Genomic DNA, 21886 nt, shown 5'->3' with positions numbered 1-21886 from the left:
AGTGACATGGTTGGTGACTGACACTGCGCTTTCGCGAGCAAGCTCGCTCCCACAGGTCTCAACAACTTCGGCCGCATTGCACGTCAAAGCTATGACGTCAAATGCAAGGCGGATTATCTTTCATAACTTGCCCACGGCGCCATAGTCGTCAGGGTTTCCCCTATGCCCTCTCAATGACCCTGTCCGGGCGCGTTTTACTCAAAGAAAATCGACCGGATGCAGGCAAGCACGCGCGTTCTCGCCTTGGGTTGGCTCGCGCCATGCCCCTATAATCGAACCACTTTGTTTGTGGAGCCCGTTATGCCGAATCTACGTCTCGCCGATTTGACCGCCGAAATCGAAGCCAACGTGCGCCGTGCGTTGCTCGAAGACATCGGCAGCGGCGACATCACCGCGCAACTGATCCCGGCCGAACGTCTGGCCAAAGCCACCATCATCACGCGCGATGCCGCCGTCATCTGCGGCACGGCGTGGGTCGATGCCGTGTTTCGTCAGCTCGATCCACGGGTCGCGGTGCACTGGCAAGTGGTCGATGGCGAGCGGGTGAAACCCAATCAGCCGCTGTTTCATCTGGAAGGGCCGGCCCGTTCGCTGCTGACCGGGGAACGCAGTGCGCTGAACTTCTTGCAACTGCTGTCGGGTGTGGCGACTCGCGCGCAGTACCTGGCCGATTTCGTCGGTACTACCCAGGTCAAACTGCTCGACACCCGCAAAACCCTGCCAGGCCTGCGTCTGGCGCAGAAATACGCGGTGACCTGCGGTGGCTGCCACAACCATCGCATCGGTCTGTACGACGCGTTCCTGATCAAGGAAAACCACATCGCCGCCAGCGGTGGCATTCCACAAGCCATTGCCGCCGCGCACAAGATCGCGCCGGGCAAACCGGTGGAAGTCGAAGTGGAAAGTCTGGGGGAGCTGAAGGAGTCACTGGCCGCCGGCGCCGACATCATCATGCTCGACGAGCTGAGCCTGGATGACATGCGCGAAGCCGTGCGCCTGAACGGCGGCAAGGCGAAGCTGGAAGCCAGCGGTGGCATCAACGAAAGCACGTTGCTGCCGATTGCCGAGACCGGCGTGGATTACATCTCGATCGGTGCGATGACCAAGGATGTGAAAGCGGTGGATCTGTCGATGCGCTTGAGCCTCTGAAGGTTTCACGCAATAAAAAACGCCAGCCCGGTTGAGGCTGGCGTTTTTGTTTCAGACCACCAGATTATTCATCTCGCAGTATTCTTCCCACTCGACACCCAGCACTTCCGCCGCCTCTTTGTGCAGCACAAGGCGCTGCGCCTCGAACTCTTCCGGCGTGCTCGTGTACTTGAGCGTCAGTTCCCACGGCTGCAAGCCCTGGGCTTCGGCTTCATCTTCGAAGGCCCACTGAATCTGATCTTTCTGATCATCGGGACTGAGATCCTTGATCTCTTCCAACAGCTGCGGGGCGTCGAGTTTGTACTTTTCCAGCGCCTGTACGTGACGTTGCTCTTGAGTTAATTCGGTCATGGCGTTCTCGCTGATCTTAGGAATGGAGGATGGATCTGGATCATCAAGGATCTCTCTGACGCGGATTGACCGGCCTTCGGAACCATTCGGGATCATCTGAAAACTGCTAAGCGATGCTCATGCAGGCACCGAATATAGGACGTTTGCATGACGAATTACACGGGTCTTTACATCTCTCCCACAAAAAGCTGACCTGCGGAACATAAATCCACATGGGGATAAGTGAGAGTGATCAAGAAGGTGGTGCCCGAGACAGGAATCGAACCTGCGACCTTCGCGTTACGAGTGCGCTGCTCTACCGGCTGAGCTACACGGGCGGTGGGCTAAACCTAGCACCGGTCTCGGGCTCCGGCAACTTTGTACCTTGACCTTTTCTGGCAGACAAAAAAATGCCCCGCCGTTTTCACGGCGGGGCATTTTCATTGCGCTAAAGCCTGGGGGTGATTAAACGCCCGAAGCCTTGGCCGCTGCCACGTCTTTGATGGACAGCTTGATACGGCCGCGGTTGTCCACGTCCAGTACCAGCACTTCCACTTCCTGGCCTTCTTTCAGGATGTCGGTCACTTTCTCTACGCGAGCGTCGCTCAGCATCGAGATGTGCACCAGACCATCCTTGCCCGGCAGGATGTTGACGAATGCGCCGAAGTCGACGATGCGCTCAACCTTGCCGACGTAGATCTTGCCGATCTCGGCTTCAGCGGTGATACCCAGAACGCGCTGACGTGCTGCTTCAGCCGCTTCCTTGGTTTCGCCGAAGATCTTGATCGAACCGTCGTCTTCGATGTCGATCGAAGCCTTGGTTTCTTCGCAGATCGCACGGATGGTCGCGCCACCTTTACCGATAACGTCACGGATCTTGTCGGTGTCGATTTTCATCGCGATCATGGTCGGAGCGTTGGCCGACAGTTCGGTACGCGACTGGCCGATGATCTGGTTCATCTGACCGAGGATGTTCAGGCGCGCTTCCAGGGCTTGGCCCAGAGCGATTTCCATGATCTCTTCGGTGATGCCCTTGATCTTGATGTCCATCTGCAGCGCAGTAACGCCTTTGGCGGTACCGGCTACTTTGAAGTCCATGTCGCCCAGGTGGTCTTCGTCACCAAGGATGTCGGTCAGGACGGCGAACTTCTCGCCTTCTTTAACCAGACCCATGGCGATACCGGCAACCGGCGCCTTCATCGGCACACCAGCATCCATCAGGGCCAGGGAAGCGCCGCAAACGGAAGCCATCGAGCTCGAACCGTTGGATTCGGTGATTTCCGAAACTACACGGATGGTGTACGGGAACACGTCAGCGGCTGGCAGCATGGCCGAAACCGAACGACGGGCCAGACGGCCGTGACCGATTTCACGACGACCAGCGCCACCCATGCGACCACACTCGCCCACCGAGAACGGAGGGAAGTTGTAGTGCAGCATGAACGGGTCTTTTTTCTCGCCTTCCAGGGTGTCCAGCAGTTGTGCGTCACGGGCAGTACCCAGTGTTGCAACGACCAGAGCCTGGGTTTCACCACGGGTGAACAGCGCCGAACCGTGAGTCTTCGGCAGAACGCCGACTTCGATGTTCAGCGGACGTACGGTTTTGGTGTCGCGACCGTCGATACGTGGCTTGCCGTTAACGATGTTTTCGCGAACGGTGCGGTATTCGATTTCGCCGAAAGCGGCTTTGACTTCGCTGGACGAAGGCTGGCCTTCTTCACCGGACAGCTTGGCAACGACTTGATCCTTCAGCTCGCCCAGACGCGCGTAACGGTCGGCCTTGACGGTGATGGTGTAAGCCTGGGAGATCGCTTCGCCGAACTCGGCACGGATAGCGCCCAGCAGTTCGGTGGCTTCTGGCGCAGGCGCCCAGGTCCAGGTCGGCTTGGCAGCTTCGGCAGCCAGTTCTTTAACGGCGTTGATCACCACCTGGAACTCGTCGTGAGCAAACAGTACCGCGCCCAGCATCTGGTCTTCGGTCAGCTCTTTGGCTTCCGATTCAACCATCAGTACGGCGTCGGAAGTACCGGCAACGACCATGTCCAGGCTCGAAGCAGCTTGCTGCTCGTAAGTCGGGTTCAGCAGGTAGCCGGTGCTTTCGTGGAAAGCTACACGAGCGGCGCCGATCGGGCCGTCGAACGGAATGCCCGAGATGGCCAGGGCAGCCGAGGTACCGATCATCGCAGCGATGTCCGGATCGGTTTTCTTGCTGGTGGAAACGACGGTGCAGACAACCTGCACTTCGTTCATGAAGCCTTCAGGGAACAGTGGACGGATCGGACGGTCGATCAGTCGGGAAGTCAGGGTTTCTTTCTCGGAAGGACGGCCTTCACGCTTGAAGAAACCACCAGGGATCTTACCGGCAGCGTAAGTCTTTTCCTGGTAGTGAACGGACAGAGGGAAGAAGCCCTTGCCCGGATCGGCTTGTTTTGCGCCGACTACAGTCACCAATACGCTGACGTCGTCGTCAACGGTGACCAATACTGCGCCGGAGGCCTGACGGGCGATACGGCCAGTCTCGAGGGTAACGGTCGATTGACCGAACTGGAATTTTTTGATTACCGGGTTCACGGTGTCCTACCTTCTTTGTGGCTCTTGGGGGAACTGGTTTCTTGCGAATTCTTGGGCAATGTCGGGAATCGGCCCAACCGTTGTCCGGGGTAAAACGTGTATCCAGATAAAACTTGAGGCTGGGAGCCTGCAAGCCGCCAGCGGTAAACCGCAGACGTCCGACAGACAACCAACCTCATAGCGCAATCGCTGATTAGCGACGCAGACCCAGGCGACCGATCAGAGTCTGATAACGACCCAGATCCTTGCCTTTCAGGTAGTCCAGCAGCTTGCGACGCTGGTTTACCATGCGGATCAGACCACGACGGGAGTGGTGATCTTTACCGTTGGCCTTGAAGTGACCTTGCAGCTTGTTGATGTTGTGGGTCAGCAGTGCAACTTGCACTTCTGGCGAACCAGTGTCACCAACAGCTTGCTGGTAGTCAGCAACGATTTGAGCTTTTTCTTGAACGTCGAGAGCCATGAGGCAATCCTTTTTATCAGGAAACTGTTTCAGGGAAACAGCTTCAACAGGCCAGGGACAAATCCCTGTATCTATAAATGAGTAGTGACCGTGCCTGTTAACAGCCACCCTCGCCAGCCTGCTTTGACACAGACCGGTTTCGGTCATTCCGACCGAATCAGTCGACGTGGTGCAATGCGCCCGTCTTCGCTCACTTCACCGATACCGATGAAGCGACCATTGTGATCCTGTACCCGTACCATGCCGAACTTCGGAGCATCCGGGGCACGTACCGGCTGGCCGTTGAGCCAGTAGAACGCACTCGCTTCCGAGAAGTGCAGCAACGGCCAATCCAGCAGGCCGCTGTCCGATGGCATCAGGAAGCGATCAACCGCTTCGTTGCCGCCTTCGGCATGTACTGCTTCAAGCTCTTCGAGGGTAACCGTCTGCGCCAGGGTGAAAGGCCCGGCCTGGGTACGACGCAATTCAGCGACGTACGCACCACAACCGAGTTGCTCACCGATATCCTCCACCAGGGTGCGAATATAGGTGCCCTTGCTGCAATCCACCGCAAGACGCGCAGTATCGCCTTCGAAGGCCAGTAATTCCAAGCGCGCAATAGTAACAGAACGCGGTTCGCGCTCCACTACTTCGCCTGCACGAGCCAGCTTATACAGCGGCTGGCCATCACGCTTGAGCGCCGAGTACATCGGCGGTATCTGACTGATTTGCCCGCGAAATTTCGGCAGAACCGCTTCGACATCGGCGCGACCAACGGTCACCGGGCGCTCCTGCAAAACCTCACCTTCGGCATCTGCCGTGGTGGTGGTCTTGCCCAGTTGCGCCAGGGTTTCATAACCCTTGTCGGAATCGAGCAGGTATTGCGAGAACTTGGTGGCCTCACCGAAGCACAACGGCAAAACGCCGGTGGCCAGTGGGTCTAGGCTACCGGTGTGACCGGCCTTCTCGGCATTGAGCAGCCAGCGGACCTTCTGCAACGCAGCGTTGGAGGTGAACCCCAACGGTTTGTCGAGCAAGATGATGCCGCTGACATTACGACGGATACGTTTGACCTGAGCCACCGAATTACTCCTTGGTGTCTTCAGGTTCAGCAACGACCGGATGCTGATTGTCTTCAGCCACGGCACGCTCGATCAGCGCCGACAGGTGCGCGCCACGCACGACGGATTCATCGTAGTGGAAGTGCAATTGCGGCACGCTGCGCAGCTTCATTTCACGGGCCAGCTGCATGCGCAGGAAACCTGCGGCGGCGTTGAGCACCTTGATGCTTTGCGCGATATCTTCAGCGTTGTCCTGGCCCATCACGGTAATGAAAATCTTGGCGTGACCGACGTCACGGCTGACTTCCACAGCGGTAATGGTGACCAGACCCACGCGTGGATCTTTGACTTCGCGACGGATCAGTTGGGCCAGCTCACGCTGCATCTGATCGCCGATACGTTGGGTACGGCTGTATTCTTTTGCCATGATTTGTTACCTGTTACTGCCCTGCGGTGAAACCCGCAAGGTCTGAAAGCGGCAAACGCCCGGCCTGACAAAAGCCAGACCGGGCGTTGCGTTTAGAGTCCGGGTGATGCGCCGCACCGTTGAGTACGACAGCCCATCACGGCTCCTGAAGTGTGCGAGTTAGAGGCTGCGAGCAACCTGAACCTTCTCGAAGACTTCGATCTTGTCGCCGACTTTGACGTCGTTGTAGCTCTTCACGCCGATACCGCATTCCATGCCGGCACGTACTTCGGAAGCGTCATCCTTGAAGCGGCGCAGGGATTCCAGCTCGCCTTCGAAGATAACGATGTCTTCACGCAGTACACGGATCGGACGGTTACGGTGCACAACACCTTCGATCACCATGCAGCCTGCGATCGCGCCAAACTTCGGCGAACGGAACACGTCACGCACTTCGGCCACACCCAGGATGTTCTCGCGAACATCGCTGCCGAGCATGCCGGTCAGGGCTTTCTTGACGTCTTCGATGATGTCGTAGATCACGTTGTAGTAACGCATGTCCAGACCTTCCTGCTCGACGATCTTCCGTGCGCCAGCATCGGCACGCACGTTGAAGCCGAACAGTACAGCGTTGGAAGCCAGTGCCAGGTTAGCGTCGGATTCGGTGATACCACCAACGCCGCCGCCGACTACACGCACTTGTACTTCGTCGTTGCCCAGGCCATTCAAGGCACCGTTCAACGCTTCCAGCGAACCACGGACGTCGGATTTGAGGACGATGTTGAGCGTCTTCTTCTCGGCCTGACCCATGTTTTCGAAGATGTTTTCCAGCTTGCCGGCGTGAGCGCGAGCCAGTTTGACTTCGCGGAACTTGCCTTGACGGAACAGAGCCACTTCACGGGCTTTCTTCTCGTCAGCAACCACGCTCATCTCGTCGCCAGCGTCCGGGGTACCGTCCAGGCCGAGGATCTCGACAGGGATGGAAGGACCGGCTTCTTTGATTGGCTTGCCGTTCTCGTCGAGCATGGCACGCACGCGGCCATAGTTCGAACCGACCAGAACCATGTCGCCTTGGCGCAGGGTACCGTCTTGAACCAGAACGGTTGCCACCGGGCCACGACCTTTGTCGAGACGCGATTCAACCACAACGCCACGGCCAGGAGCCGATGGAGTTGCTTTCAGTTCGAGAACTTCAGCTTGCAGCAGAACGGCTTCAAGTAACTCGTCCACGCCAGTACCGACTTTCGCCGAAACCGGAACGAACGGCGTATCACCGCCCCACTCTTCGGAAGTCACGCCGTGAACCGACAGTTCGCTACGGATGCGATCGAGATCGGCGCCCGGCTTGTCGATTTTGTTCACGGCTACAACCAGTGGAACGCCAGCCGCTACAGCGTGCTGAACAGCTTCAATGGTCTGCGGCATCACGCCGTCGTCCGCTGCAACCACCAGGATCACGATGTCGGTCGCCTTGGCACCACGAGCACGCATTGCGGTAAACGCGGCGTGACCCGGGGTGTCGAGGAAAGTGACCATGCCGCGTTCGGTTTCAACGTGGTATGCACCGATGTGCTGAGTAATACCGCCGGCTTCGCCAGCAGCTACCTTGGCACGACGGATGTAGTCGAGCAGGGACGTTTTACCGTGGTCAACGTGGCCCATTACGGTCACGACTGGCGCACGGGAGAACGACTCACCTTCAAACTTCAGGGACTCGGCCAGGGAATCTTCCAGGGCGGTGTCGCTGACCAGGGTCACTTTGTGGCCCAGTTCTTCGGCTACCAGTTGAGCAGTTTCCTGATCAAGCACCTGGTTGATGGTCGCTGGAGTACCCAGTTTGAACATGAACTTGATGATTTCAGCAGCCTTGACCGACATCTGATTGGCAAGATCGCCAACAGTGATGGTCTCGCCGATCTGCACATCACGCACGACAGGGCCGGTTGGGCTCTGGAAACCGTGTGCGTTGCGCTTCTTCAGCTTGGCCTTGCCGCGACCACCACGACGGAAGCCATCGCTTTCTTCGTCGGTAGTGCGTGGTGCCACGCGTGGAGCCGGCGCTTTTTCTTTGACCGAGGCGCGATGCGGAGCGTTTTTGCGCTCGCCATCACCGCCACCGCTGCGACGATTGTTATCGTCAGCACGTGGCTTGTCCGGACGGCGCTGTTCGTTCTGCTTGTTGCGAACGTCAGCAGACGGAGCTGGAGCAACGGCAACCACCGGTGCGCTTTCGCGAACAGGTTCGGCAACTGCAGCCGGCGCCGCAACGGCGTCGCTGGTAGCGTTCTGCGCAGCAGCAGGCTGATTACGCGCTTCTACTTCGGCGCGTTGCTTGGCTTCTTCTTCAGCCTTCTGACGGGCAGCATTTTCTACTGCGCGACGCTCATCCAGTTCACGCTTGCGCTCGGCTTCGATTTCTTCCGGGCTGCGCTGTACGAAAACTTTCTTCTTGCGGACTTCAACGCTGATGCTTTTGCTGCCAGCAACACGCAGGGTGCTGGTGGTTTTACGCTGCAGCGTGATCTTGCGTGGTTCTTCCACTTTCGCCTTGTGGCTGCTTTTCAAGTGAGTCAGCAGGGACTGCTTCTCACTGTCAGTCACATTTTCTTCGGCGGCGGTGTGCGGCAGACCTGCCTCACGCATCTGCTGCAACAGGCGCTCTACCGGTGTTTTGACCTCATCGGCCAGTTGTTTCACCGTGACTTGCGTCATGCACTTCTCTCCTCAGGCCGCGCCTAATTACTCGAACCAGTGGGCTCGGGCGGCCATGATCAACTTGCCGGCACGATCATCGTCAATGCCGTCGATGTCGAGCAGGTCGTCAATAGACTGCTCGGCCAGGTCTTCGCGGGTAATTACGCCGCGCACCGCCAGTTCCATCGCCAAATCCTTGTCCATACCCTCAAGCGAGAGCAGGTCTTCGGCCGGATGGGCGTCTGCCAGCTTTTCCTCAGTAGCGATGGCTTTGGTCAACAAACGATCCTTAGCACGAGCGCGAAGCTCGTTGACGATATCTTCGTCAAAGCCGTCGATGTTGAGCATTTCTTCCAACGGTACGTAGGCAATCTCTTCCAGGCTGGTGAAGCCTTCATCTACCAGCACCTGAGCCAGTTCTTCGTCGACTTCCAGCTCGTCGATGAAGTTGCGCAGGATGTCGCCGGTTTCTGCTTGCTGCTTAGCCTGGATGTCCGATTCGGTCATCACGTTCAGGGTCCAGCCAGTCAACTGGCTCGCCAGACGCACGTTCTGACCACCTCGACCGATGGCCTGAGCCAGATTGTCTGCGCCAACGGCGATGTCCATTGCATGGGCATCTTCGTCAACGATAATTGCCGCAACCTCAGCCGGGGACATGGCGTTGATCACGAACTGAGCCGGGTTGTCATCCCACAGGACGATATCAACACGCTCACCGCCCAACTCGCCCGACACTGCCTGGACGCGCGAACCGCGCATACCAATGCAAGCGCCCTGCGGGTCGATGCGTTTGTCCTTGGAGCGGACGGCGATCTTGGCGCGCGAACCCGGATCACGGGACGCTGCCATTACTTCGATCAGGCCTTCGGCAATTTCCGGCACTTCGATGCGGAACAGCTCGATCAGCATTTCCGGCGCGGTACGCGACAGGATCAGCTGCGGGCCGCGGTTCTCGGTGCGGATTTCCTTGAGCAGCGCACGCAGGCGCACGCCGACACGGAAAGTTTCGCGAGAAATGATGTCTTCACGGGCCAGCAACGCTTCAGCGTTGTTACCCAGATCGACGATCACGTTGTCGCGGGTGACTTTTTTCACGGTGCCGGAGATGATTTCTCCCAGGCGCTCGCGATAGGCGTCGACCACTTGAGCGCGCTCGGCTTCGCGAACTTTCTGCACGATGACCTGCTTGGCAGTCTGTGCAGCGATGCGGCCGAACTCGATGGATTCGATCTTTTCTTCAACGACGTCGCCAACCTTGGCGCCAGGATGCGTTTCAGCAACCTTGGTTGGCCAGGTTTCGATGGCCGGATCGTCGAGATCATTCTCTTCAACGACCGTCCAGCGACGGAAAGTTTCGTAAGAACCGGTGTGGCGATTAATCTCCACACGCAGGTCTACTTCGTCTTCAAAACGCTTTTTGGTAGCAGTGGCCAGAGCCAGCTCCAGCGCTTCAAAAATTACGCTTGCCGGTACGCCCTTTTCATTGGATACCGACTCAACAACCAGCAGTACTTCTTTGCTCATCGTACGCCTCGCCTTTCGCAAGCCATTGGATCCGCGGGATCCGCGTCTCAGTCAAAACTGGGAATAATGTTGGCCTTGTCGATCATATCGATCGGCAACAGGAACTCATGGTCGTCTACCTGCACCACGACATCCTGTTCTTCTACACCGCGCAGAAGGCCCTGAAAGTTGCGTCGACCTTCAAAAGGCGAGCGCAGCTTGATCTTCACTTGTTCACCGGCAAATTTTGCAAACTGCTCAAGAGTGAACAGTGGGCGCTCCATGCCAGGCGAGGAAACTTCGAGGGTGTATTCAACGGAAATTGGATCTTCAACATCCAGTACACCGCTGATCTGACGGCTGACAATGGCGCAATCGTCCACCAGCACGCCACCCTCTTTATCGATATAAACGCGCAACATCGAGTGACGACCCTGAGCCGAAAACTCGATACCCCAGCATTCATAGCCCAGGGCCACGACCACCGGGGCCAGCAAGGCCTGCAACTCTTCTAGCTTGCTCGACACCTGAACCCCCTAGTGCATGATATGTGCATGCTTTGCAAAATAAAAAAATGGGCTTAACGCCCATCCTTGAAACGCCGTCGAACAGCGGCGTTGAAAGTGTCCAGCTAACAAAAAGCCCCTTAAAAGGGGCTCCTTAAACTGGTTGCGGGGGCCGGATTTGAACCGACGACCTTCGGGTTATGAGCCCGACGAGCTACCAGACTGCTCCACCCCGCGACAAAGCTGGGGCGGAAGTATACGACCGATCCCTGATAGGGTCAATGTAACCTTCCACCTGCAAGAAAGCCCGCAACAGCGGGCTCTCCTGACTAATTGGTACCGAGAAGGGGACTCGAACCCCTACACCCTATGGGCACAACCACCTCAAGGTTGCGTGTCTACCAATTCCACCACCTCGGCAAAACTACGTTGAAACCCTTCTTACTTCTGCTCTTGAGCTGGAGGTACGTCAGTCGCTGGAGTAGCCGACTTTTGCTCTTGAAGCACCGGGACATCATCAGAAGCCGGTTGTTGTTGCTTAGGCACTTCCAACACTGCTGGATTTGGGAGACCTGCCTGAGTCAGCTGATGAGCCTTCTCTTTAGCAAAGTAACCTAACCCCAAGCTGGTTATGAAGAAACCGGCGGCAAGTATAGCAGTAAACTTACTAAGAAAGGTAGAGGAACCTTGGCTTCCGAACACAGTATTTGAAGCACCTGCTCCGAAAGACGCGCCAGCGTCCGCACCCTTACCCTGCTGCAGCAAAACCAGAGCAACTACGCCCAATGCACCCAGCAGATGAAAAACGACTACGACTGTTTCCAGCATTTTTTCAGTTTCCCGCGGCGCGACAGATCGCACCGAACTCATCTGCATTCAGGGAAGCTCCACCAATGAGCCCCCCATCGATATCCGGCATGCCGAACAGTTCGACCGCATTGGCCGCCTTCACGCTGCCGCCGTATAGAAGGCGCACACCTCGTGCGACTTCAGAATTCTCTGCCGCCAACTGCTCGCGAATGGCTTTATGCACATCCTGAGCCTGTTGCGGCGTTGCAGTCAGTCCGGTACCAATGGCCCAGACAGGCTCGTAAGCGATGACTGCCTTGGCAAAAGCACCTACACCCAGCTCCTCGATGATGCTGCCCAGCTGACGCCCGACAACCTCAAGAGTTTTTCCAGCTTCGCGTTGCTCAAGGGTTTCCCCTATACATAACACCGGAATCAAGCCACATGCCTGTGCCGCTGCAAACTTGCGATTCAGCATCCCGTCTCGCTCGCCCATTATCTGGCGGCGTTCGGAGTGCCCGACAAGCACAAGGGAACAACCTGCATCCACCAACTGACTCGGTGCAATCTCACCGGTCAATGCACCTTGCATGGATTCCACCGCAGAATTCTGCGCACCGACCGAAATCGATTTGCCTTTCAAGCCATCAATCACTTGATTGATATACAAGCAAGGCGGGAATACCGCGACATCAACACCGCTTGGCAAGGCCAGATGACGAAGGCCGTTGATCAGCTCAGCGACGCTGGCGCGGGTACCGTGCATCTTCCAGTTACCAGCTACCATAGGGCGACGCATGCTGTACCTCGTCGGTCAAAGTGGGCGCAGATGTTACCCAACACAATCATGGCTTGCAAGCCGTATCAGGCAGAAACTTCAGTTACCAGTTTTGCCAGCTCTTCGGCGTAGTTGCGAACCTGGGTTTCATCCTCGCCTTCGACCATTACCCGCACCAGAGGCTCTGTCCCGGACTTGCGCAAAAGCACGCGCCCGCGTCCCGCCATTGCCTGGGTGACGCGCGCACTGGCCTCCTTGACAGCCGGGTGCTCCAGCGGACTTTCGCCACCACCAAAACGCACATTGATCAGTACTTGAGGGCACTTGCGCAATGCCTGGCGGGTTTGCGCCAAACCTTCATTACGGGTCTTCAGCGCCATCAGCACCTGCAACGCAGCGATGATCGCATCACCGGTCGTGGTGTGATTGAAGCAAACGATATGCCCCGAGTTTTCTCCGCCGACCAGCCAGTTGCGTTCAAGCAACTCGGCAATCACGTAACGGTCGCCGACATTGGCACGAATAAATGGAATCGAAAGATCCGCCAGCGCGAGTTCCAGCCCCAGATTACTCATCAGGGTACCAACGACACCGCCCTGCAATTTGCCCCGCTCATGCAGATCACGAGCGATGATAAACAGCAATTCATCACCATCGACGATGGCGCCAGTGTGATCGACCATCAGCACCCGATCACCATCACCATCGAAAGCGATACCCAGGTCGGCATGCTCGGCGAGCACCGCAGCCTGCAACTGACCCATATGGGTCGAGCCGCAGTTTTCATTGATATTCAGACCGTTTGGCTGCGCTGACAGCACGACGACTTCTGCCCCCAACTCGCGGAAGACACTCGGAGCCACCTTATAGGTCGCACCGTGCGCACAGTCGATAACGATCTTGAGACCGGAAAAACTGGTTCCGGTTGGCACACTGCTTTTGCAGAACTCAATGTAGCGACCTGATGCATCGTTGATTCGCGACACTTTGCCGATCTTGCTCGATTCGACCACAGTCATCGGGGTATCGAGCAGCTCTTCAATCATCAGCTCCAGCTCATCCGGCAGCTTGGTGCCTTTACCGGAGAAGAACTTGATGCCGTTATCGTCATGCGGATTGTGCGAGGCACTGATCACGATACCGGCCTCAGCCTGAAACGTACGCGACAGATAGGCAATGGCCGGCGTCGGCATAGGACCCAGCAACATCACATCAGCCCCCGCCGATGTCAGACCAGCCTCAAGTGCCGACTCGAACATATAACCGGAAATCCGCGTGTCCTTGCCGACCAGCACCTTGCAAGCGCCCATTTTGCGGAACGCCATGCCGGCAGCCCAGCCGAGCTTGAGCATGAAGTCAGGAGTAATCGGGTATTCACCGACTCGACCACGAATGCCGTCAGTACCAAAGTATTTCTTGCTCATAACTACTCCATCATTCTTATTCGGCTGATTCCACGGCCGCGATCATGCGCACCACGTCTACCGTTTCCGCTACATCATGGACGCGCAATATACGCGCCCCCTTCACCGATGCCAGCGCCGCCAGTGCCAGACCACCATGCAGCCGCTCGCCGACAGGACGATTCAAGGCCTGCCCGATCATGCTTTTTCGGGAAACACCGACAAGCAGTGGCCGGCCCAACGCATGGAGGGCTTCCATGTGCTTGAACAAGCTTAGGTTGTGCTGCAGGGTTTTGGCGAAACCGAAACCCGGGTCAAGAATGATCCGCCCCTCAGGAATACCGGCCGCCGCACACTGCGCCATGCGCTCGGCTAGAAAATCACCGACTTCGCGCGTGACATCCTGATACTGCGGATTGTCCTGCATGTCTCCAGGCTCACCGAGCATATGCATGAGACACACCGGCAAACCCGTAGCCGCCGCCGCATCCAGCGCGCCATCGCGCCGCAGTGACCGCACATCGTTGATCAACCCGGCACCCAATCGTGCGGTTTCGCGCATAACGGCTGGCGTAGAAGTGTCCACCGAAATGATCACATCCAACTCGCGATTGATCAGCTCGACGATCGGCGCCACACGCTCAAGCTCTTCGAGCGGTGACACTGCGCGCGCGCCTGGGCGAGTGGACTCGCCACCGACATCAATCAGCGTCGCACCCGCTGCAACCATAGCCTCGGCGTGGCGCAAAGCCGCATCGAGCTGGCTGTATTGGCCGCCGTCGGAGAAAGAATCAGGGGTGACATTGAGAATACCCATGACATGCGTCTGGGCCAAATCAAGAACCCGGTTGCCGCAAGGCAACCGGGTCAGGGACTGTACAGAAGTCATTTCAAACCTTAAACGTCAGCAGCCGGACCGCCAATCGGTGTTTCCGGACGCTCGTCACGAACCACCGGAGGTGGTGGTGTACCAGTGCCCCCCGACCAATCACGTGGCTCGCGTGGTGTACGTCCCGCCATGATGTCGTCGATCTGTTCAGCATCGATCGTTTCATACTTCATCAACGCATCAGCCATCGCATCAAGCTTGTCACGGTTGTCCGTGAGAATCTGTTTGGCCGTGCCGTAGCACTGATCAATGATGCTGCGCACTTCGGAGTCGATCAGCTTGGCTGTCTCACCGGAGAAGCTGGCAGCTTGACCGCCACCGCCGCGACCGAGGAACACTTCACCCTCTTCTTCGGCGTACATCAACGGACCGAGTTTTTCCGACAGGCCCCACTTGGTGACCATGTTCCGCGCAATCTGACTAGCACGCATAATGTCGTTGGAAGCGCCGGTGGTCACACCGTCGAAACCGAGGGTCATTTCCTCAGCGATACGGCCGCCGTACAGCGAGCAGATCTGGCTGATCAGCGCACGCTTGGACAGACTGTAACGATCTTCTTCCGGCAGGAACATGGTCACACCCAGCGCACGACCGCGCGGAATGATCGATACCTTGTAGACCGGATCATGCTCAGGCACGACGCGACCGACAATGGCGTGGCCAGCTTCGTGATAAGCGGTGTTCTGTTTCTCTTTCTCGGACATGACCATGGATTTGCGCTCGGCGCCCATCATGATCTTGTCTTTGGCCAGTTCGAACTCTTTCATTTCGACGATGCGCTTGCCGCTACGTGCAGCGAACAAAGACGCTTCGTTGACCAGGTTGGCCAGGTCAGCACCGGAGAACCCCGGAGTACCACGCGCGATAACGGCCGGAGCGACGTCGTCACCCATTGGCACTTTGCGCATGTGTACTTTGAGGATTTGCTCACGACCACGGATATCTGGCAGACCAACGACAACCTGACGGTCGAAACGGCCCGGACGCAGCAGCGCAGGGTCGAGGACGTCTGGGCGGTTGGTTGCAGCGATAACAATGATGCCATCGTTCATTTCGAAGCCGTCCATCTCAACCAGCAACTGGTTGAGGGTCTGCTCACGCTCATCGTGACCGCCACCCATGCCGGCGCCACGATGGCGACCGACGGCGTCGATTTCGTCGATGAAGATGATGCAAGGAGCGTGCTTCTTGGCCTGCTCGAACATGTCGCGAACACGGCTGGCACCGACACCGACGAACATCTCGACGAAGTCAGAACCGGAAATGGTGAAGAACGGAACCTTGGCTTCGCCGGCAATCGCCTTGGCCAGCAGGGTTTTGCCGGTACCCGGAGGACCGACCATCAGCACACCGCGAGGAATACGACCGCCCAGGCGCTGGAACTTGCCCGGGTCACGGAGGAATTCAACCAGCTCGCCGACTTCTTCCTTGGCTTCGTCGCAACCGGCAACGTCAGCCAGAGTGGTTTTCACCTGATCTTCGGAGAGCAGGCGCGCCTTGCTCTTGCCGAAGCTCATCGGTCCGCCCTTGCCGCCGGCACCGCCCTGCATCTGGCGCATGAAGAACATGAACACCGCGATGATCACCAGGATCGGGAAGCTGGCTACCAGCAATTGAGTCCAGATGCTTTGCTGCTCAGGCTGCTTGCCTTCAACCACAACGTGGTTGTCGACCAGGTCGCCGATCAGGCCATTGTCCTGGATTGCCGGACGAATGGTCTTGAAGCTATCGCCATCATTGCGCTTGCCGGTAATCACATAACCATCAACGGCTACGCGCTCGACCTTGCCATCCTTGACCTGCTGGATGAAGTCGGAATAGTTGAGGGTCTGCGGCTCGTTAGGGCTGGAGAAGTTGTTCATCACCGTCACCAGGACAGCCGCGATGATCAACCACAGGATCAGATTCTTTGCCATATCGTTCAATTAACTACCCTCTGAAGCAAGCTCCGCTACTGGCGCGCGCTTCGCATGATATTCACCGGCCTAACTTACTACATTACCTACAACTCTGGCAGGCGCCGTCTGTAACCCTTTGTGAAACACTTTCTACACAATATTCGCTTATGCACGCGGAGCGAAATACGAAAAACCTATCACCCCACCAAAAAACCTCGTTTTACTCGCTACGACCGCGGTAACCCCAAGCCAGCATGTATTGCTCACGTGAGCTGCCACGAGATGAGTCTGGTTTGATCATCTGGATCTTGTCGAACTTTTTGCGAGCGTCCTTCAGGTAAACATCAAACCCTTCGCCCTGAAAAATCTTGATCACAAAATTTCCACCCGGCTTGAGGATCCGTTCCGCCAGATCAAGCGCCAACTCGCAAAGGAACATGGCTTTCGGCATATCCACTTCAGGCGTACCACTCATATTGGGGGCCATATCGGAAATCACAAGGTCCACCTGCGAATTACCCACGGCTTCGAGAATCCGCCCGAGCACTTCGTCCTCGGTGAAATCGCCCTGAATGAAAGTCACGTCCGGAATGCTGTCCATTTCCAGGATGTCCGAGGCGATCAGACGCCCCTGACCACCGATCAGCCGGCTAGTCACCTGCGACCAGCCACCGGGCGCCGCACCCAGGTCGACAACGCTCATACCGGGACGGATCAGCTTGTATTTCTCCTGGATCTCCAGAAGTTTGTAACTCGCACGCGAGCGGTAGCCATCCTTCTGTGCTTGCTTCACATAGGGATCGTTGACATGTCGTTTCAGCCAACCAAGGCTTGTCTTGGAACGCGCCATTGGGCACCTCGATGATTAGGGTCGTGATTAATTGGGCGGATCCACGAGCCCTCGGGTAAAATGGCCGCCATTTTACAGAATCCAGACGAAAGGGTCAGATTATGCCGCTCACTCCAGAGCAGAAGAAACAGTACAAATCCATTGGCCACCACCTGAAACCCGTTTTGACGGTGGCTGACAACGGTTTGACTGAAGGTGTTTTAGCCGAACTTGAACGCGCCTTGGCGGACCACGAGCTGATCAAGATCAAGCTCAACATCCTCGATCGCGAGTCGCGCATGGCGCATATCGCAGAACTGTGCAAGGTCGGCAAAGCGGACCTGGTACAGGTCATCGGCAAGATGGCACTGGTTTACCGCAAGAACTTCAGCGTCAACAAGCAGCTGTCGAACGTTCATCGCTTCAAGTGATGACAAGGGTCAAGGGTGTGCTTCGCGCACCCTGCCACTCCATCCTGGCACCGGCTGCATCACCAGCACCAGCCCGGAAAAGCCCAGAACCAGATAACTGAAGACCTGCCAGCGCTGCGCATCCGGCCAGCCGACACGCACTGCGACAAACATCGCACACGCATACAACGCCATCAGCAACACCTGTCCGCGAAAATCTCGCCATAGACTGACAAGGCCCTCGGCCTGTACCAGCACCAAAGCCTGAAAAATAACGCATACGGCGGCAAAACCTACCACCAGCACTTCAAATGCACTGGCCACCTCATCGATCAGCAGCGGTGCCAGGCCAATCTTGCCCAATGCCGGCTGCAAACCGAGATGAATCAGCCATAGACCGCCAACCCAAAGCATCTGGGTCAGCTGCCAAAGCATGGCGCCCGCATGCAGCGGGCGCCCTTTTTCATATGTGACGGACTTCGACAATCTCGTACTCGATCACGCCGCTTGGCGTTTTCACGGCGACCACATCGCCCTCTTCCTTGCCAATCAAGGCACGGGCCAAAGGCGAGCCGACCGAAATCTTGCCAAGTTTGAAGTCAGCCTCATCCTCACCCACGATGTGGTAAGTGACGCTTTCGTCAGTCTCGACGTTGGCGATTTCGACGGTGGTACCGAAAATCACTTTGCCAGTGTGCGGAATGGTCGTGACATCGATAATGACCTGATTCTGAATCCGGCCTTCGATATCACGAATCCGCGCCTCGACCATGCCTTGCTGTTCGCGGGCAGCATGGTATTCAGCGTTTTCCTTCAAGTCACCCAACTCGCGAGCCGTACCAATGTCCTGGCTGAGCTTCGGACGGACGACCTTGGTCAGGTGAGCGTGTTCTTCTTCCAGGGCTTTGGCGCCCTGGACGGTCATTGGGTATTTGATCATGCCTTCAATCCTGCGTGTAGATCCTGCAAGCGGCGCACGGTTTTTTCAGGACCGAACTTCAGCGCTTCACAGATAGCTTCGCCAGCAGCAATAGTGGTTGTGCAGTAAATCTTGTGCTGCAAGGCATTACGACGAATGGAGTACGAATCAGCGATCGACTGACGACCTTCAGTGGTGTTGATGATCAGGGTGACTTCGTCATTCTTGATCATGTCGACCACGTGCGGACGACCCTCGGTCACCTTGTTCACACGGCGCACTTTCAGACCTGCGGCTTCGATCAGCTTGGCAGTGCCGGCAGTGGCTACCACTTCGAAGCCCAAGTTGATCAGATCGCGGGCCACGCCTGCAACCAGTGGCTTGTCGTCGTCACGCACGCTGATGAATGCTGTACCGCCAGTCGGCAGCACTTCGCTGGCGCCCATCTGGGCTTTGGCGAATGCTTCACCGAAGGTGTCGCCGACGCCCATCACTTCACCGGTCGACTTCATCTCTGGGCCGAGAATCGGGTCAACGCCAGGGAACTTGGCGAACGGGAACACCGCCTCTTTCACGCTATAGAAGTTCGGGATGATTTCTTTGGTGAAGCCGATTTCTTTCAGGGTCTTACCGGCCATCACGCGGGCAGCGATCATCGCCAGGGAGACACCGATGCACTTCGACACGAACGGTACGGTACGGGAAGCGCGCGGGTTGACTTCGATGACGTAGATGTCTTCGCCTTGCAGCGCCAACTGCACGTTCATCAGGCCGACAACGCCCAGTTCCAGAGCCATTTTCTTAACCTGTTCGCGCATCTCGTCCTGGATGTGCGCCGGCAGCGAGTACGGCGGCAGCGAGCACGCGGAGTCACCGGAGTGAACGCCAGCCTGTTCGATGTGCTGCATGATCGCGCCGATCACCACATCTTTGCCGTCACAGACCGCATCCACGTCCATTTCGATGGCGCAGTTGAGGAAGTGGTCGAGCAGCACAGGGCTGTCGTTGGACACTTGCACCGCGTCACGCAGGTAACGCTTGAGCTCGTCTTCCTTGTAAACGATTTCCATCGCACGGCCGCCCAGTACATAGGACGGGCGCACCACCAGCGGATAACCGATCTTCGCGGCAGCACGAACAGCTTCGTCTTCGCTGCGCACGGTGGCGTTTGGCGGCTGACGCAGATTCAGGCGCTCAACCATTTGCTGGAAACGCTCACGGTCTTCGGCGCGGTCGATGGCGTCAGGACTGGTGCCGATGATCGGCACGCCAGCGGCTTCCAGGGCACGAGCCAGTTTCAGCGGAGTCTGGCCGCCGTACTGGACGATCACGCCTTTCGGCTTCTCGACGCGGCAGATTTCCAGCACGTCTTCCAGAGTTACCGGTTCGAAGTACAGACGGTCGGAAGTGTCGTAGTCGGTGGAAACGGTTTCCGGGTTGCAGTTGACCATGATGGTTTCGTAGCCGTCTTCGCGCAGGGCGAGAGCAGCGTGAACGCAGCAGTAGTCGAACTCGATGCCCTGGCCGATACGGTTCGGACCACCGCCCAGAATCATGATCTTGTCGCGACCCGACGGCGCAGCTTCACACTCTTCCTCGTAGGTGGAGTAGAGGTAAGCGGTGTCAGTGGCGAACTCGGCGGCGCAGGTGTCAACGCGCTTGTAGACCGGGAACACTTCCAGCTTCTGGCGATGAGTGCGCAGGTTCTTCTCGGTCACGCCCAACAGTTTGGCCAGACGCTGATCGGAGAAGCCTTTGCGCTTGAGCTTGAACATCAGGTCGCGGTCGATAGCGGACAGACCGAGGGTCTTGACCTTCTCTTCTTCCTTGATCAGATCTTCGATCTGCACCAGGAACCACGGGTCAATCATGTTCATGCCGAAGATGTCTTCGACCGACAGGCCAGCGCGGAAAGCATCTGCCACGTACCAGATACGCTCGGCGCCCGGCACGGTCAGTTCGCGCTTGAGCACGCTCATGCTTTCCGGGTTGCTCAGGTCGAGCTTCTCGTCCAGACCGCAAACGCCGACTTCCAGACCGCGCAGGGCTTTCTGCAGGGATTCCTGGAAGGTACGGCCGATGGCCATGACTTCACCGACCGACTTCATTTGCGTGGTCAGGCGTGCGTCAGCCTTGGCGAACTTCTCGAAGGCGAAGCGTGGCAGCTTGGTGACGACGTAGTCGATCGACGGCTCGAAGGACGCCGGGGTCTTGCCGCCGGTGATGTCGTTCGACAGTTCGTCGAGGGTGTAACCCACAGCCAGCTTGGCCGCGACTTTGGCGATCGGGAAACCGGTGGCTTTCGAAGCCAGTGCCGAGGAACGCGATACACGCGGGTTCATTTCGATCACGACCATACGGCCGGTGTTCGGGCAGATACCGAATTGAACGTTGGAACCGCCAGTCTCGACGCCGATCTCACGCAGTACCGCCAGCGAGGCGTTACGCAGGATCTGGTATTCCTTGTCGGTCAGGGTTTGCGCAGGAGCTACGGTGATCGAGTCACCGGTGTGCACGCCCATCGGGTCGAAGTTTTCGATCGAGCAGACGATGATGCAGTTGTCCTTTTTGTCGCGGACAACTTCCATTTCATATTCTTTCCAGCCGATCAGCGATTCGTCGATCAGCAGCTCTTTGGTCGGCGACAGGTCCAGACCACGGGCGCAGATTTCTTCGAACTCTTCACGGTTGTACGCGATACCGCCACCGGTGCCGCCCATGGTGAAGGACGGACGGATGATGCACGGGAAGCCCAGGGTTTCGAGAACCGCGTTGGCTTCTTCCATGCTGTGGGCGATACCGGAACGCGGGCACGCCAGGCCGATGGACTTCATCGCCTTGTCGAAACGCGAACGGTCTTCAGCCTTGTCGATGGTGTCAGCGTTGGCGCCGATCATTTCCACGCCGAACTTCTCCAGAACGCCTTCGCGCTCCAGATCCAGGGCGCAGTTCAGAGCAGTCTGGCCGCCCATGGTCGGCAGCACGGCGTCCGGGCGTTCTTTTTCGATGATCTTGGCAACGGTCTGCCACTTGATCGGCTCGATGTAGGTCGCGTCGGCCATGTCCGGGTCGGTCATGATGGTGGCCGGGTTGGAGTTCACCAGGATGACGCGGTAACCCTCTTCGCGCAGGGCTTTACAGGCCTGGGCGCCGGAGTAGTCGAATTCGCAGGCCTGGCCGATAACGATCGGGCCAGCGCCGAGAATCAGGATGCTTTTAATGTCTGTACGTTTTGGCATGGGTTTGTCACTCAAATCCGCAGGTCAGTCGGCAAGCCGTCTTGATCGATTTCTGAAGTCCCGAGGG

General features: G+C 57.4%; 19 protein-coding genes and 3 tRNA genes. 2 read left to right on the top strand and 20 right to left on the bottom strand.

Translation table 11 applies throughout. The features are described from left to right. The first annotated feature begins 300 nt into the window (after positions 1-300). Positions 301-1149: a carboxylating nicotinate-nucleotide diphosphorylase gene (gene nadC / locus BMY54_RS19400; RefSeq protein WP_093435780.1), complete on the top strand. Its 849-nt coding sequence runs from the start codon at positions 301-303 to the stop codon at positions 1147-1149. A gap of 51 nt (positions 1150-1200) precedes the next feature. Here nadC and BMY54_RS19395 read toward each other — a convergent pair whose 3' ends face one another. The 17 genes from BMY54_RS19395 to rlmE form a co-directional block, all read right to left on the bottom strand. Next, on the bottom strand, positions 1201-1500 hold the full coding sequence (locus BMY54_RS19395; protein WP_093435776.1) for a DUF6388 family protein: 300 nt from the start codon (positions 1498-1500) through the stop codon (positions 1201-1203). Between the two features lie 241 nt (positions 1501-1741). Beyond that, positions 1742-1817: transfer RNA gene (locus BMY54_RS19390), tRNA-Thr, on the bottom strand. Positions 1818-1944: 127 nt separating this feature from the next. Beyond that, positions 1945-4050 (bottom strand): polyribonucleotide nucleotidyltransferase, encoded by a 2106-nt coding sequence (gene pnp / locus BMY54_RS19385; RefSeq protein WP_007915263.1) that lies wholly within the window; start codon positions 4048-4050, stop codon positions 1945-1947. Positions 4051-4243: 193 nt separating this feature from the next. Continuing rightward, positions 4244-4513: a 30S ribosomal protein S15 gene (gene rpsO / locus BMY54_RS19380; protein WP_003177875.1), complete on the bottom strand. Its 270-nt coding sequence runs from the start codon at positions 4511-4513 to the stop codon at positions 4244-4246. A 143-nt stretch (positions 4514-4656) separates the two neighbouring features. Next, complete coding sequence (truB, locus tag BMY54_RS19375) at positions 4657-5574, bottom strand: tRNA pseudouridine(55) synthase TruB (RefSeq protein WP_093435771.1); 918 nt, start codon at positions 5572-5574, stop codon at positions 4657-4659. A gap of 4 nt (positions 5575-5578) precedes the next feature. Beyond that, positions 5579-5980 (bottom strand): 30S ribosome-binding factor RbfA, encoded by a 402-nt coding sequence (gene rbfA, locus BMY54_RS19370; RefSeq protein ID WP_093435767.1) that lies wholly within the window; start codon positions 5978-5980, stop codon positions 5579-5581. 159 nt (positions 5981-6139) lie between these two features. Next, positions 6140-8671, bottom strand: a complete 2532-nt coding sequence (gene infB, locus BMY54_RS19365) for a translation initiation factor IF-2 (RefSeq protein WP_093435764.1) — start codon at positions 8669-8671, stop codon at positions 6140-6142. Positions 8672-8698: 27 nt separating this feature from the next. Further along, positions 8699-10180, bottom strand: coding sequence for a transcription termination factor NusA (nusA, locus tag BMY54_RS19360; RefSeq protein ID WP_093435760.1), 1482 nt, complete (start codon positions 10178-10180; stop codon positions 8699-8701). A gap of 47 nt (positions 10181-10227) precedes the next feature. Then, complete coding sequence (gene rimP, locus BMY54_RS19355) at positions 10228-10686, bottom strand: ribosome maturation factor RimP (RefSeq protein ID WP_007915250.1); 459 nt, start codon at positions 10684-10686, stop codon at positions 10228-10230. A 139-nt stretch (positions 10687-10825) separates the two neighbouring features. Continuing rightward, positions 10826-10902: transfer RNA gene (locus tag BMY54_RS19350), tRNA-Met, on the bottom strand. Positions 10903-10999: 97 nt separating this feature from the next. Then, positions 11000-11085 (bottom strand) — tRNA-Leu (locus BMY54_RS19345). A 21-nt stretch (positions 11086-11106) separates the two neighbouring features. Further along, positions 11107-11493 (bottom strand): preprotein translocase subunit SecG, encoded by a 387-nt coding sequence (secG, locus tag BMY54_RS19340; protein ID WP_016986497.1) that lies wholly within the window; start codon positions 11491-11493, stop codon positions 11107-11109. Between the two features lie 4 nt (positions 11494-11497). Continuing rightward, entirely contained in the window at positions 11498-12253 is a 756-nt protein-coding gene (gene tpiA / locus BMY54_RS19335; RefSeq protein WP_016986498.1) for a triose-phosphate isomerase, read from the bottom strand. Positions 12254-12318: 65 nt separating this feature from the next. Beyond that, a complete protein-coding gene (gene glmM / locus BMY54_RS19330) occupies positions 12319-13656 on the bottom strand; it encodes a phosphoglucosamine mutase (RefSeq protein WP_064119464.1) in 1338 nt (445 codons plus the stop codon). A gap of 16 nt (positions 13657-13672) precedes the next feature. Next, positions 13673-14524, bottom strand: coding sequence for a dihydropteroate synthase (gene folP, locus BMY54_RS19325; protein ID WP_093435757.1), 852 nt, complete (start codon positions 14522-14524; stop codon positions 13673-13675). Between the two features lie 8 nt (positions 14525-14532). Then, positions 14533-16440 carry an ATP-dependent zinc metalloprotease FtsH gene (gene ftsH, locus BMY54_RS19320; RefSeq protein ID WP_016986501.1) on the bottom strand — a complete coding sequence of 636 codons (1908 nt, stop codon included), beginning with the start codon at positions 16438-16440 and terminating at the stop codon, positions 14533-14535. Between the two features lie 202 nt (positions 16441-16642). Then, positions 16643-17272 carry a 23S rRNA (uridine(2552)-2'-O)-methyltransferase RlmE gene (rlmE, locus tag BMY54_RS19315; protein WP_007915237.1) on the bottom strand — a complete coding sequence of 210 codons (630 nt, stop codon included), beginning with the start codon at positions 17270-17272 and terminating at the stop codon, positions 16643-16645. A 101-nt stretch (positions 17273-17373) separates the two neighbouring features. On the opposite strand from rlmE, the gene BMY54_RS19310 reads away from it, so the two are divergent. Further along, a complete protein-coding gene (locus BMY54_RS19310) occupies positions 17374-17682 on the top strand; it encodes a YhbY family RNA-binding protein (RefSeq protein WP_093435753.1) in 309 nt (102 codons plus the stop codon). A 9-nt stretch (positions 17683-17691) separates the two neighbouring features. Here the strand turns inward: BMY54_RS19310 and BMY54_RS19305 are convergent, their stop codons facing one another. From BMY54_RS19305 to carB, 3 genes are read right to left on the bottom strand one after another with little or no spacing between them, the layout of a single operon-like run. Beyond that, entirely contained in the window at positions 17692-18096 is a 405-nt protein-coding gene (locus BMY54_RS19305; RefSeq protein ID WP_093435749.1) for an MFS transporter, read from the bottom strand. A gap of 28 nt (positions 18097-18124) precedes the next feature. Further along, positions 18125-18601, bottom strand: coding sequence for a transcription elongation factor GreA (gene greA / locus BMY54_RS19300; RefSeq protein WP_003221530.1), 477 nt, complete (start codon positions 18599-18601; stop codon positions 18125-18127). Continuing rightward, on the bottom strand, positions 18598-21819 hold the full coding sequence (gene carB, locus BMY54_RS19295; protein WP_007915231.1) for a carbamoyl-phosphate synthase large subunit: 3222 nt from the start codon (positions 21817-21819) through the stop codon (positions 18598-18600). Before carB ends, greA begins: the two co-directional genes overlap by 4 nt. Positions 21820-21886 lie beyond the last annotated feature (67 nt).

Source organism: Pseudomonas sp. ok266 (assembly GCF_900110195.1).
Lineage (GTDB): Bacteria > Pseudomonadota > Gammaproteobacteria > Pseudomonadales > Pseudomonadaceae > Aquipseudomonas > Aquipseudomonas neuropathica.
This window is presented reverse-complemented; position numbering and strand designations above follow the sequence as displayed.